A 13392-nucleotide genomic window follows, 5' to 3' on the forward strand; every position below is an offset into this window, starting at 1 on the left:
CACGTGGCCGCGGTCCGGACCGCGGAAGTACCCCGGCCAATAATTACCGACCGTTCGTTCAGGATATGCGTGTGAGCGGCGGCACGTCAAGACGGCACACCCGCCCTGCCGGAACCCGCAGCCGGAAAGGCGCCAGCGGCAGCCGCGTCCATGGATGCCCCCGGCAACCGCTACCTTAGGAAGGTCACCAATAGAGGCGCGAGGAGCACCATGGCGTACAGCGGACAGTCGGAGCGCACCAGGCTCAAGGCCCGCCTCAAGGAGCGTGCCGCTCCTGCCCTGACGGCCCATCTGCTGGTTCCTGCCCTGCTGGGGCTGCTGGGATTCTGCGCTGTTGCCGCCGCGGTGGCTTCCACCAACGGGGTCCTGGGCATTACCGTCACAGGATCCGCCGTCGTTGCCACCCTGCTGCTGGCCGCGGGAGCTGCGCCCTACTATGTTCCGGTCCTTCTGGCAGGACAGTGGCAGAAGCCCTTGGGCGTCCTGGCCGCCGTTACTGTTTTCCACCTGCTGCTGTTCGCGACCGTCGGCCGGTCAGTCCTGCTGACGGTCCAGGCGGTGCCGGTGGCGCTGGCCGGAGGCGGCCTGCTGCTGGCAACCTCGCTGTGGTCCCAGTTCCGCCATGGTCCCGCTCCGGAACCCGTCATTGGACCGGCACCGGAATCCGACTCCAGGCCCTTCACGCACACTCTGGTGATGGTTGCCGTGAACTGGGTGTTCTTCGCTGCAGCGGGAATGTTCAGCGGCTGGTTCCTGCTCGGCCGCTAAGCCTTCGCCTGCGGCATAACCGCCCCGGTCCGCCTTCCGCTGCGGGCAGGGCTGGATATATTCGGAGGATGACTACAACGCAGCCTCCCGTCGCCAAGAAGGTACCCACGGAGCGGATCCACCACGGCCATACGTTCATCGACGACTACGAATGGCTGCGGGAGAAGGAAAACCCCGAGGTAGTCGAGCACCTCAACGCCGAAAACGCGTATACCGCGGCAGTCACCAAGGACCAGGAAGAACTGCGCCAGCAGATCTTCGAGGAAATCAAGGCGCGGACCGTGGAAACCGATCTGTCCGTCCCTGCCCGCAAGCGCGGCTGGTGGTACTACACCCGCACCGAAGAGGGCCAGCAGTACGCGATCCACTGCCGGACCGCAGCACAGGACACCGGGGACCTGCACGCTGACTGGACGCCGCCCGTCGTCGAGCCCGGAGTCCCGGTGCCCGGCGAACAGGTCCTGATCGACGGCAACGCCGAGGCCGAAGGCAAACCCTTCTTCTCCCTCGGTGGCCTGGCGGTGACGGAAGACGGTAACCTCCTCGCCTACTCCGAAGACAACGCCGGCGACGAGCGGTTCACGCTCCGCATCAAGGACCTGCGGACCGGCGAACTGCTGCCCGACGTGGTCAGCAACGTTTTCTACTCCCTGGCTTTCTCCCCCGACGGCACCCGGGTTTTCTACACCGTGGTGGATGACTCGTGGCGCCCGTACCAGGTCAAGGCCCACACCCTGGGCACCCCGGTGGAGGACGACGCCGTGATTTACCAGGAAGACGACGTCGCCATGTGGACCGGATTCGACCTCTCCGCCGACCGGAAGCAGCTGCTGATCGGCATCAGCACCTCTGAGTACAGCGAGTACCGGGTGCTGGACTTCGACGATCCCACCGGCACCGTCCATACCCTCATCCCGCGCAGCGAAGGCATCCTCTACGAGGCAGAGCCGTTCACCCGGGACGGAGTGCGCCAGTACCTCATCACGCACAACCGGGACGCGCTGAACTCGATGGTCTCCCTGGTTGCCGGCACCGAGTTCGCCAAGCCGCTTGCCGAGCAGGACTGGCACACGGTGGTGGCGCACGACGACGCCGTCCGGGTCAACGGGGCATCGGTGACCCGCACGCACGTCCTCGTTTCGGTCCGCAAGGACACCACCGAGCGGGTGCAGATCCTGCCGATGGAAGGTCTTGGCACCCCCGCCCAGGCCAGCCCCACCGAGCCGGCCTTTGACGAAGAGCTGTACACCGCGGGCCTGACCAACGCGGAATTCGACTCCCCGATCATCCGGCTGAGCTACACCTCCTACCTCACCCCGCCCCGGGTCTACGACTATGTCCTGGCCAGCGGCGAACTGGAGCTGCGCAAGGAAACGCCGGTCCGCGGCGGATATGACCGGGCGGACTACGTGGCGGAACGGGACTGGGCGACGGCGCCGGACGGCACCAGGGTTCCGCTCTCCGTGCTGCGCCGCGCGGAGACCGCCCGGGACGGCTCCAACCCGGCACTGGTTTATGCCTACGGCAGCTACGAAATCTCCATGGATCCGGCCTTTAACATTGCCCGCCTGTCGCTGCTGGACCGCGGAGTCATCTTCGTCGTCGCGCATATCCGCGGCGGCGGTGAAATGGGGCGGGCCTGGTACGACCAGGGCAAGAAACTGCACAAAAAGAACAGCTTCACCGACTTCGTTGCGGCCACGGAACATGTTGCGGACTCCGGCTGGGTTGACCCGGCCCGGATCGCGGCCATGGGCGGTTCCGCCGGCGGCCTGCTGATGGGCGCCATCGCTAACCTGGCCCCGGAGAAGTACAAGGCGATCGTGGCGCAGGTCCCCTTCGTGGACGCCCTGACCTCAATCCTCGATCCGGAGCTGCCGCTTTCGGCACTGGAATGGGAGGAATGGGGCAACCCGATCACCGATCCGGAGGTGTACCGCTACATGAGCGAATACACCCCGTATGAGAACATCCGGGCCGTGGACTACCCGCGCATCGCGGCGGTCACCAGTTTCAACGACACCCGGGTGCTGTACGTCGAACCGGCCAAATGGGTCGCGAAACTCCGCGAAGTCACCACCGGCTCCGAGCCGATCGTGCTGAAGATCGAAATGGAGGGCGGCCACGGCGGAGCGTCCGGACGCTACGAGGCGTGGAAGGACCGGGCCTGGGACTACGCCTTTGTCCTGGATGCGCTGGGCGCGCGGGCGCTCCTGCCGAGTGCCGGTTCACCGGTTCCGGCCGGAAATTAGTCCGCCTCCGGACGGCGGCAGCGGGGACCGGAACTCTCAGTCCGCGCTGCCCCCCTCCGGTGCGGGCGGCCGCGGCTGCGGGCGGGGCTGCCCCGGCGGTGTGGGACCCGGCTTCGGACTCCGGCGGGACCGGCCCGACCGCCGTCCCTGCCGCAGCAGGCCTACGGCAATGGGAATCACTGTCAGGATCACCACGCCGACGAAGATCAGGTCGAGATTGTCCCGGACAAAGGGCACCCGGTCCCCGAGCAGGAAGCCGAGCAGGGTAACGCTCAGTGCCCAGACGCCGGCGCCGATGGCGTTGTAGGCGATGAACGTCGCGTAGTGCATCCGCCCGACTCCGGCCACCACGGGAGTGAAGGTCCGGATGATCGGAATGAACCGGGCCAGGACCACCGCCTTGCCGCCGTGCCGGGCGAAGAATGATTCCGCGCGGGCGACGTTTTCCTGCCGGAACAGGCGCGAGTCCGGCCGGTTGAAGACCACCGGCCCGGCCTTGCGTCCGATGAAATAGCCAAGCTGGTCACCGGCAAAGGCGCAGAGGGCGATCAACAGGATCAGCAGCCAGATGTTTATCTGGATCGCGCCGGTCGCCACCAGGAGCCCGGCAGTGAAAAGCAGGGAATCGCCCGGGAGGAAGAACCCGACCAGCAGTCCCGTTTCCACAAACACGATCCCGCAGACCAGCAGGACCACCCAGGGTCCGATGGCCGGGTCTGCGAGGAAGACCTGCGGATCCAGCCATTCCGGCAGCAGCGAGGACATGGCTGGCTGCAGCGCACCCGGCGCCGCGTTGGCAAACATCACTTTCACAGGGTAAGCCATGCCCCATCAAGCCGTCTGGGAGCACCGCAGACCGCCGGATTTCCCGGGTCACACAGCCCGCTCACACTGCGCCAAATTTGACAGTGACAGCGCTCACAGGATTACCTAATGAACATTCGGTAAAGAAAAGTGAGGGCCCCATGGCTGACTACGGTGTCACCGCCCCGGCACGCGAACTGCGTCCGGCCCACCCCATCCTCGAAAACGATGCCACGTCCGAGTGGCTGGGCATCAACGTCGTCCGGCTGGCCGACGGCGAGGCCGTCATCACCATGGAGCTGAGGCCGGAGATGCTCAACGGCTTCGCCATCGCCCACGGCGGTATGGTCTTCGCCTTTGCAGACACGGCCTTCGCGTTGGCCTGCAATCCTTCCACCGCGCAATCCACCGCTGAGATGGACACCATCACGGTGGCATCCGGCGCGGATATCAACTTCATTTCGTCGGCCCGGGCGGGCGAGAAGCTCCGGGCGGATGCCGCCCGCCGCGCAGGCGCCGGCCGCAGCGGTGTCTATGACATCGCCGTCACGGCCGAGGCTCCGGACGGCAGCAGCCGGGTCATCGCGGAATTCCGCGGCCGCTCGCGCACCATCCCGAATCCTGCCCGCCGGGCCTAGCCCCTCTCCGGGCTGCCGACCGGCGGCCTGGCGCGGCCGCGGCAGGCCGAAAGACCAGAACACTTCCCCTTCCGCCGCATAACCTGCAGAATCAGCCCCACCCCCTCCCCACGAAGGTTCCAGCGCATGAATACCGTTTCCACTGTCAAGGCCACCGCAGCCGACCCCGCCACCCTCGATCCCGAGGAGCTGATGAGCCGGGCGGAAATCGAAGCCCTCCAGCTGACCCGGCTGCAGGAAACGGTGCGCTATGCGTATGAACGGGTTCCGCTGTACACGAAGAAGTTCGACGACGCCGGGGTCCACCCGGACGATCTCAAGGAACTCGCGGACCTGGCCAAGTTCCCGTACACCACCAAGGAAGACCTGCGGCAGAGCTACCCCTTCGGTATGTTCGCCGTCCCCATGGAGCAGGTGGCCCGGATCCACGCGTCCTCCGGCACGACCGGGCGTCCGACGGTGGTTGGCTACACCAAGGGTGACCTGGACCGCTGGGGAACGCTGGTGGCCCGCTCCCTGCGCGCCTCCGGAGTCAAGTCCAGCTACAAGGTGCACAACGCTTACGGCTACGGACTGTTCACCGGCGGACTGGGCGCACATTTCGGTGCCGAGAAGCTGGGCTGCACCGTGATTCCCATGTCCGGCGGCCAGACCGAGCGGCAGATCCAGATGATCCAGGACTTCGAGCCGGATACCATCCTCTGCACCCCGACCTACCTGCTGACCATTGCCGATGCCATGAAGAAGGCCGGCATCGACCCCCGTTCAACGTCGCTGAAGAACGCCGTGCTGGGTGCCGAACCCTGGACCGAGGAAATGCGCCACGAACTCGAGGTCCTGCTGGACATCGACGCGTGCGACATCTACGGCCTGTCCGAGGTTATGGGCCCGGGAGTGGCCGGTGAATGCGTTGAGACCAAGGACGGCGCCCACATCTGGGAGGACCACTTCCGCCCCGAGATCATCGATCCGTTTGATGACACCCGGGTCCTGGCGGACGGGGAGCACGGCGAGCTGGTCTTCACCTCGCTCACCAAGGAAGCCCTGCCGATCATCCGCTACCGCACGCACGACCTCACCCGCCTGCTGCCCGGCACTGCCCGTCCCGGCATGCGGCGGATGGGCCGGATCACCGGCCGCAATGATGACATGATCATCCTGCGCGGCGTGAACCTGTTCCCCAGCCAGATCGAGGAAATCGCCCTGCGCATTCCCGCCCTGAGCCCGCATTTCCAGCTGGAAATCACCCGCCCGGACCGTATGGACGAGCTCACGGTCAAGATCGAGCGCCGGGCGGAGTCCGGTTCGGAGGACTGTGTCCGCGCCGCAGCCGAACTCAAGGCGCAGATCAAGATCCATGTTGGGTCCTCCTGCACCATCAATGTGGTGGAGCCGGGTTCCCTGGCCCGGTCCAGCGGCAAGCTGCGCCGGATCTACGACCTCCGCAAAAAGACGGAAACCCAGGCCTAGCCCCGCTTTCGGTTGGCCGGCCTGGTCCGGCCAACCGAACGTTCATGGGAAAATATCCAGATGCCTAAGACTCCGACCTCCCCTGCGTCCCCGCCCGCTGCCGCCAACGGCACCCGCCGGGGCCGGCCGGGCTATGACCAGCAGACCGTGCTGAACATCGCCGTCGACGTCTTTAACCGCCACGGCTACGAGGCAACATCCATGGGCATCCTGGCGGAGAACCTGGGCATCACGAAGTCCGCCATCTACCACCACGTTCCTTCCAAGGGGGATCTGCTCCGCCTGGCCCTGGAGAACGCCTTGGGCGGGCTGGAAGGTGTCCTGGACGATCCCCGGGCCTCCACCGGGCCCGCCGATGCCCGGCTGGAATTTGTCCTGCGCGGAACCATCCGGGTCCTGACCGACCGCCTGCCGTTCGTGACCCTGCTGCTGCGCCTGCGCGGCAATACCGAGATTGAGCGGGATGCCCTGGCGCGGCGCCGCGAATTCGACCACCGGGTGGCCCAGCTGGTCGACGCCGCCCGTTCCGAGGGTTCGCTGCGCGGGGACATCGACCCGCGCACCACCACCCGGCTGCTCTTTGGCACCATCAACTCCATTGTTGAGTGGTACAAACCCGGCGGGCCCATCGGTGCGGACAAACTCGCCGATGACGTTATTTCCATGGTGTTCGACGGCCTCCACAAAAAGGCCTGAATTCTCCCGTCTGCTGACGCGTTCCCCGCTGGACCTGTTGAGTGCCGTGACACAGTAAAGCCCGCCTGGATTTCCAGGCGGGCTTTACTGTGTCACTCAGCGGACTAGGCGCGTTCCTTCTCCACCAGGGTCAGGACGTCGTAGGTCGCCACGATCTCGTCGTTCTGGTTGTGCAGGACGGCGTCCCACGCCACCTCGCCGTACTCGTCCGTCTCCCGCGGGGTGATGCGCTTGGCGGTGAGGGTGACCCGGATGGAATCGCCCGCGGCCACCGGAGTGATGAACCGCAGGTTCTCCAAGCCGTAGTTGGCCAGCACAGGTCCCGGCGCGGGTTCGACGAACAGCCCGGCACCCCAGGACAGCAGCAGGTAGCCGTGCGCCACGATGCCCGGGAAAAACGGGTTCGCCTCGGCAGCTTCCTGGTTGGTGTGGGCGTAGAAGGTGTCACCGGTGCTGTTCGCGAAGGCGGTGATGTCCTCGAGCGTGACCTCGCGCAGTTCCGAGGCCATGGCGTCGCCGATCTTCAGCGCGGCCAGGTCCTTGCGGAACGGGTGGGTCGCGTCGAAGTTCCGGTCCGCTCCGGTGTGCCAGACGCCGGTGACGGCGGTCAGCATGTTCGGTGAACCCTGGATGGCGGTGCGCTGCATGTGGTGCTTGACGGCACGGATGCCGCCCAGTTCCTCGCCGCCGCCGGCACGCCCGGGGCCGCCGTGGACCAGGTGCGGCACGGGTGAGCCGTGGCCGGTCGAGCTGCGGGCGTCCTCGCGGTTGAGCACGTGCACGCGGCCGTGGTGGCCGGCGATGCCGGTGACCAGTTCGCGGACGGTCTGCGGGTCATTGCTGCAGACCGTGGCGACCAGCGAGCCGCCGCCACGAGCGGCCAGCCGGACGGCGTCCTGCGGGTCCTCGTAGCCGATCACCGAGGCGACGGGCCCGAAGGCCTCAACGGAGTGCAGGGCCTGTGCCTCGGGGTTTTCCCAGGTCAGCAGGACCGGGGCCATGAATGCACCGTTTTCGGCCACGCCGCGGGTGCCGTCGGCGTGCACCGTTTCCGGGGCGTCGAGGCTGCCGTAGGCGATGGCGGCACCGGCGTTGAGCAGGGTCTGCACCGACTCCCGGACGCCGTCGCGCTGCTCGGTGGAGGCCAGGGCACCCATGGTGACGCCCTCGGCGCGCGGGTCGCCCAGGACAACGCGCTCGTCGATGCGTTTGGCGGCGGCAGCAACGACGTCGTTCACCAGTGCCTTCGGGACGATCGCGCGGCGGATGCTGGTGCACTTCTGGCCGGCCTTGACCGTCATTTCGGTGACGAGGGATTTCACGTAGGCATCGAATTCCGGGGTGCCGGGAACGGCGTCGGGGCCCAGAATCGAGGCGTTCAGGGAGTCCGTTTCACTGGTGAAGCGGACGCCGCCCTCGATGACGTTGGGATGGTTCTTCAGTTTGGCGGCCGTCGACGCCGATCCGGTGAAGGAGACCATGTCCCGGTAGTCCAGGTGGTCCAGCAGGTCACGGGCGGATCCGGAGATCAGCTGCAGCGACCCGGCCGGCAGGATGCCGGATTCGATCATCATCCGCACGGCGGCTTCGGTGAGGTAGCCGGTGGGCGTGGCGGGCTTGACGATGGTCGGGACGCCGGCGAGGAAGGCCGGGGCGAACTTCTCCAGCATGCCCCAGACGGGGAAGTTGAAGGCGTTGATCTGCACGGCGACGCCGGGAATGGACGTGTAGATGTGCTCGCCGATGAAGGAGCCGTCCTTGGACAGGACCTCGGCAGTGCCGTCAATGACCACGGTGGCGTTGGGCAGTTCACGGCGGCCCTTGGACCCGAAGGTGAACAGCACTCCGATACCGCCGTCGATGTCCACCAGCGAGTCGATCTTGGTGGCGCCGGAGCGTGCGGAGATTTCGTACAGTTCCGGCCGGCGGCCGTTGAGGTACTGCGCCAGTTCCTTCAGCTTCAGCGCCCGCTGGTGGAAGGTGAGGCCTGCCAGGCCGCGGTGGCCTACGGTGCGCCCATGCTCGACGGCGGCGGCGGTGTCCAGCCCGTCGGTGCTGACCAGGGCCAGGAGTTCGCCGGTGCTGGCATCCCGGACTTCGGCCGGGTTGGCGGCGGCGAGGCTGCCGCGTTCCGGGGTCCACCATTCGTCCTGGACGAAGCTGGGGACGACTTGCACGTCTATGGCGGTTGAGGTCATCTTTGACGGACCCTTTCGATTCTGGACGTTCGTTGTCCGGCCCGGGGGCGGATCAGCGCGTGGTGTTCCGGTGGAGTGCGCGGATAACTGACCGGACGGTCGGTAATCAATCCAGCCTACATGAGAGTGCGCTGGAGCACACCACCGCGGCCTGCCCGAACTCCGTTTTCTCCTGCCGGGTGGGGTTTCTGCGGCTTCGTGTTCCGCGTGCCCCGCCCGGACGCTAGCTTGGACCCCCTGTTCCCCTGACGAAGGAGTCCTGAGATGCGCCGGAACCGGATGAGTGGCTGGAGCCGGGCGGCATTGCTGCTGGCCGTGGGAAGCGGACTGATTGCCGGAGGGACCGCTGCCCCGGCTTCGGCGGCAGGACCCGGCACCGCCCAGGGCCAGAGGCACAACACCGCTCACACCACCGGGCACGGCGAGAGAACACATCAGGGGTGGCAGCACGGCCGGGAGAACCAGCACCGGGGCTGGCACCACGGGCGGGACCGCAGTTTCGACTACGCAGCGCTGGGCGATTCCTATGCTGCGGGATACGGCGGCGGCACCGTGTTCGATGCCTGCGGCCGGACGGCGGAGGGATATCCGGCACTGCTGGACGGGCTCGACGGCGTCACCCTGGTGTCCAACCAGACCTGTGCCGGTGCGACGGCGCTCAGCACTCCCCCAGGGCCCCCTGCGGGCCCGGTTGATCTGCCGGAACAGATCGAGGCGCTGGCGGCCGGCGGGCTGATCGGACGCGGAACCGACCTTCTCACGGTGACGATTGGCGGTAATGATGTCCGGTTCGGCGCGGTGGTCGCGGCCTGCGCCGGTCCGGAGCTGCCGCCCACCTGCGCCCCGGCGCTTGAGGCCGCCCAGGCCTACGCCGAAACCACGCTTGCCGCTCAGCTGCGGGAATCATTGGGCCGGCTGCGTTCGCTGGCACCCCGGGCGGAGATCGTCCTGACCGGCTATCCGCACCTGTTCGAGGAAGGCACGCCCGGGCCGCTCAGCCCGCCGGCCCAGGCCCTCTTCAATGAAGGAACGGATAAGCTCAACGCGGTCCTGGCCGCGCAGCTGGGCCGGGGGTCGACGTTCGTGGACGTGGTGGACGAGTTTTCCGGTCACGGAGTGGGCTCGGCCGAACCGTGGATCATCTTCGAGGGCGGGCCGTTTGACCTGCATCCGAACGCCACCGGCTACAGCGACGGCTATCTGGCCGCGGTCACAGCGGATGTGGAGCTGCCTTCACACGGCGGCTGCCGCGGCAGGAGCTGACGGCAGCCACGTCCTGACCGAAGATTGCCCGGTCCCCAGCCTGCCTGGCCCCAAGCACGACGGCGGTGCCCGCCATACGCGGGCACCGCCGTCGTCCTGGGTGATCCGCCGCTGCTTTGTGTGCGGACCAGTTACTTCATGTGCGGAACAACCACGGCCCGCCCGCTGAGCTCGCCTGCCTCCAGCTTCCGGTACGCTTCCAGCGCGTTGTCCATGCTGTAGAGCTCAACTTCCGGCTTGATCTGACCGGCGCGGTACATGGCGACCACTTCGTGCAGGTCCTCGATGGTGCCCCAGTAGGTGTTGGTCATGGTGGATTCGTACGGGGTGGTGAAGAAGCTCCACTCGTACGCTCCGCCGGCGATGCCAACCACGGTAAACCGGGACTGCGGGGCCATCGAAGCGGCTGCTGTCTTGATGGTCGGCCCCACCCCGACGAAGTCGAACGCAGCATCTACGCCGCGGCCGCCGGTGATCTCCCGGATGCGTTCCACCTGGCCTTCGCCGCCGGGAACCACGATGGCGCCGGCAGCTTCGGCCTTCTGCATGGCCTCTTCCTTCATATCGGTGGCAATCACCGTGGCGCCGGTGAGCGCCTTCAGGATCTGCACGGCCATCTGGCCCAGCCCGCCAAGGCCGATCACCAGGGCGAATTTGCCGCCTCCGGCCAGGTTCGGCAGGGAGTTCTTGATGGCGTGGTACGGCGTCAGGGCCGCGTCGGAAAGCGGCGCCGCGGCGACGGGATCGGCGTCGCCCAGCGGGACCAGGTTCCGGACCGGAACCACCAGGTATTCGGCCATACCGCCGTCGCGGCCCAGCCCCATGCCCAGGTAGGGCATCTCGGCGGCATTCTCGCAGTAGGTGTCCTGTCCGCGGGAGCAGGCCTTGCAGTGCCCGCAGCCTACCGGCCCGTAGACCAGGTACGCGCCGCCGATCTCCACACCGCTGACGCCTTCGCCGAGCTCTTCGATCCAGCCGGAGTTCTCATGGCCCAGGACGAAGGCGGGAGGGATCGAGCCCGGCGAGCCTTCCGCGAAGTCCTTGTAGAGTGCGACGTCGGAATGGCAGGCACCGGCGCCCGCCACCTTCAGCAGGACCTCGCCGGGGCCCGGCTTCGGCTTTTCGACCTCCGTCAGGGACGGGAAGGTCTGCCACTTCTCAAATACAACTGCACGCATAATGCCTTCTTCTTTGAATCGGTGCGGCGGAGTTTACCCGCCTCCTCCACCATATATGCCTTTACATCTACTTTGCCCGGCGGGAGCGGGGGTTCCGCCACAGGGGCCGGGTGCGCTACTGTTTGCAGTACTTCACGAGATGCGGCCTCCGCGTTCGGCACCGCCGGGCAAGGAACAGCTCCGACTGGCCTCACACCAACCCCATTGTTCGGCGGGTGGTTCGGATGACGAAGCGGTCTGCGCCAACCGGTGCGGACAAGGACAACTCCCCGAAGGACAAACACTGTGACCTACTCCAGTGACTCCCCCATCCGCAGCATCGCTTCCTCTCGCCCGTCCCGGGTCCTTCCGTCCCTGCCGGCCGCCGCTCTGGCCGAATACGACGACTGGGTCGATGTGGAAGTCCATGCCGACCCCGGACTTGACGTTATTGCGCTGGTCATTGACGGCACCCAGCAGCTGATGTGGCACCAGGACACGGCACGGGTGGCACTGGCCCTGGCTTCCGCCGTCGACACCGCCCAGTGGTGCCCGGCGCACTCAACGCTGCTGGTCCCCGGCGGCTTCAGCAGTCCCGCGGGCAGCTCTTTTTTCCCCTTAGCCGCTACGGAACGGCTGGCCCAATGCCGGGAGAACCCGACTGAGGCCAGGCTCCCGCTTCCGCAGTAGCGGCTTCACTCCAGCAGCCGGGCCCGAAGCCGGTCCAGCGTCAGGCTGTCCGCTCCGGCCCGGAGCAGGAAATTCCGGGCGTCCAGGTTCTCCGCCACGGCCAGCAGTTCCTGCTGTGCGGCTGCGATCCGTTGCGCGAGTTCATTCTCGTTCAGGGGGCGCTCCCGCGGCTGCGTTTGGCGCCGGTGCCATTCATTGATTCCGGCGGCTGCAGCCGCATAATCCGCCGCGGCGGCTTCCGGTGCTGCGCCGGCGAGCTGCAGCAGGAGCAGGGCGACCAGGCCCGTGCGGTCCCGCCCGGCGGAACAGTGAATGACAACCCCGCCGGGCGGGGCGTCCGCGATGGTCCGGGAGACCGCTGCGAATTTCTCCGGCCACCGTGCAAGGTTCGCAGGATAAAAGCGCGGGGAATTCATGTACGGCCCGGTGAGTGCGGTGAACTCCGGATCGGCGCTTTCCTGGGTGGGCCGGTTCAGGACGGCGATTCCCTGGATGGCCGACGGCGGCAGCACCGGGTCGGTGTCCCTACGCCCGATTTCGGAGTCGTTGCGCAGGTCCACGACGGTGCGGACACCGGCGTCGTATGCCTGTTGCCAGCCCCGCCCGGTGAGCCACTCGGAGCGCCCCATCCGGAAGACCCTGCCCGGCAGGATACTGCGGCCTCCGGCCACGGGGATGCCCCCGAGGTCCCGGGCGTTGACGGCGCCTTCCCAGGCCACAGTCCGGTTGCTGGCAGCGTCCATGGCTCCAGCGTAGGCGCTGCCGGATTCGCCGCCGAAACTGGTGCGGTTGAGGCAGCCAGGCAATGATGGGCGGTGACCCGGCTGAAAGGTGTCAGGAAATGAGCCAGGCACTGGTGCGGTTGTGGTGGCTGCCGGTGGGGGCGGGAGGCCACGTGGTGACGCGTACCAGCTGTTGGTGGGAGCGGTGGCGTGCGGTGCGGGAAAAACGCCCGCCTCAGCAGCTTTTCCACTCAGCGCTGGAGGTCACCACTGATGGGTCCCGCTATGCCATCGAAATGACACCGGCGTGGGGACAAGGTTCCGGGCCGCGCGGAGTCGTGGCAACCGGCCCCGTCGGGCTGCGAAGTCTTGGCGCGCTCAGGCTGTTCCGTTACGAGGTCCGCTGCTGGCGGAGCGGGGAAATCCCCGACCTCGCCTATGCCGCGGCACCGCCCGTGGACTTTCGGGTTACATCAGCCTGCGCCGGGGACCTCATCACCCGGGTGGCCGAGGTGCCGCGTCTGGTCTGGGGTGCCAAAGTGCACGGCGGCGACATGTGGAACTCCAACTCCCTCATCTCCTGGCTGCTGCAAACCTCGGGGCTCGACGCCGCGGCCCTCCGGCCTCCCGGCGGTGGCAGGGCCCCGGGGTGGGCCGCCGGCCTTGAAGCCGGGCGGCCCCCACCCGCCGGGACGCAGCTCCCTCCCGCAGGGTGAGGGAGGAAGCTGCGATGT

At 67.1% G+C, this 13392-nt stretch carries 12 protein-coding genes and 1 riboswitch; of the genes, 8 read left to right on the forward strand and 4 right to left on the reverse strand.

Going from position 1 to position 13392, the window contains the following annotated elements; translation table 11 throughout:
* Window positions 1-210: 210 nt before the first annotated feature.
* Both AL3_RS02870 and AL3_RS02875 read left to right on the forward strand, forming a co-directional pair.
* On the forward strand, window positions 211-768 hold the full coding sequence (locus tag AL3_RS02870) for a hypothetical protein (RefSeq protein WP_066296340.1): 558 nt from the start codon (window positions 211-213) through the stop codon (window positions 766-768).
* Between the two features lie 68 nt (window positions 769-836).
* On the forward strand, window positions 837-3020 hold the full coding sequence (locus tag AL3_RS02875) for a S9 family peptidase (RefSeq protein WP_066296343.1): 2184 nt from the start codon (window positions 837-839) through the stop codon (window positions 3018-3020).
* Between the two features lie 36 nt (window positions 3021-3056).
* On the opposite strand, the gene AL3_RS02880 is transcribed toward AL3_RS02875, so the two are convergent.
* Window positions 3057-3845 carry a VTT domain-containing protein gene (locus AL3_RS02880; protein WP_246168403.1) on the reverse strand — a complete coding sequence of 263 codons (789 nt, stop codon included), beginning with the start codon at window positions 3843-3845 and terminating at the stop codon, window positions 3057-3059.
* Window positions 3846-3985: 140 nt separating this feature from the next.
* Here AL3_RS02880 and AL3_RS02885 point away from each other — a divergent pair, with 140 nt between their 5' ends.
* From AL3_RS02885 to AL3_RS02895, 3 genes are all read left to right on the forward strand, one after another.
* Window positions 3986-4462 carry a hotdog fold thioesterase gene (locus AL3_RS02885; RefSeq protein WP_066296346.1) on the forward strand — a complete coding sequence of 159 codons (477 nt, stop codon included), beginning with the start codon at window positions 3986-3988 and terminating at the stop codon, window positions 4460-4462.
* 126 nt (window positions 4463-4588) lie between these two features.
* Window positions 4589-5932 (forward strand): phenylacetate--CoA ligase PaaK, encoded by a 1344-nt coding sequence (gene paaK, locus AL3_RS02890; protein WP_066296348.1) that lies wholly within the window; start codon window positions 4589-4591, stop codon window positions 5930-5932.
* Between the two features lie 60 nt (window positions 5933-5992).
* Window positions 5993-6628 (forward strand): TetR/AcrR family transcriptional regulator, encoded by a 636-nt coding sequence (locus tag AL3_RS02895; protein WP_066297046.1) that lies wholly within the window; start codon window positions 5993-5995, stop codon window positions 6626-6628.
* Between the two features lie 104 nt (window positions 6629-6732).
* On the opposite strand, the gene paaZ is transcribed toward AL3_RS02895, so the two are convergent.
* A complete protein-coding gene (gene paaZ / locus AL3_RS02900; RefSeq protein ID WP_066296356.1) occupies window positions 6733-8826 on the reverse strand; it encodes a phenylacetic acid degradation bifunctional protein PaaZ in 2094 nt (697 codons plus the stop codon).
* Between the two features lie 264 nt (window positions 8827-9090).
* Here paaZ and AL3_RS02905 point away from each other — a divergent pair, with 264 nt between their 5' ends.
* Window positions 9091-10089, forward strand: coding sequence for an SGNH/GDSL hydrolase family protein (locus AL3_RS02905; protein WP_066296357.1), 999 nt, complete (start codon window positions 9091-9093; stop codon window positions 10087-10089).
* A gap of 131 nt (window positions 10090-10220) precedes the next feature.
* Here the strand turns inward: AL3_RS02905 and AL3_RS02910 are convergent, their stop codons facing one another.
* Window positions 10221-11267, reverse strand: a complete 1047-nt coding sequence (locus tag AL3_RS02910; RefSeq protein ID WP_066296360.1) for an NAD(P)-dependent alcohol dehydrogenase — start codon at window positions 11265-11267, stop codon at window positions 10221-10223.
* Between the two features lie 130 nt (window positions 11268-11397).
* Window positions 11398-11535: riboswitch (SAM riboswitch) on the forward strand.
* 17 nt (window positions 11536-11552) lie between these two features.
* Here AL3_RS02910 and AL3_RS02915 point away from each other — a divergent pair.
* A complete protein-coding gene (locus tag AL3_RS02915) occupies window positions 11553-11936 on the forward strand; it encodes a hypothetical protein (protein WP_066296362.1) in 384 nt (127 codons plus the stop codon).
* A gap of 5 nt (window positions 11937-11941) precedes the next feature.
* On the opposite strand, the gene AL3_RS02920 is transcribed toward AL3_RS02915, so the two are convergent.
* Entirely contained in the window at window positions 11942-12679 is a 738-nt protein-coding gene (locus tag AL3_RS02920; protein ID WP_151723886.1) for a tyrosine-protein phosphatase, read from the reverse strand.
* A 98-nt stretch (window positions 12680-12777) separates the two neighbouring features.
* Here AL3_RS02920 and AL3_RS02925 point away from each other — a divergent pair, with 98 nt between their 5' ends.
* Window positions 12778-13374: a hypothetical protein gene (locus tag AL3_RS02925; protein ID WP_066297048.1), complete on the forward strand. Its 597-nt coding sequence runs from the start codon at window positions 12778-12780 to the stop codon at window positions 13372-13374.
* The last annotated feature ends 18 nt before the right edge of the window (window positions 13375-13392 follow it).

Origin of the sequence: Arthrobacter luteolus NBRC 107841 (genome assembly GCF_001552075.1) — a bacterium.
GTDB classification, from domain to species: domain Bacteria; phylum Actinomycetota; class Actinomycetes; order Actinomycetales; family Micrococcaceae; genus Arthrobacter_B; species Arthrobacter_B luteolus.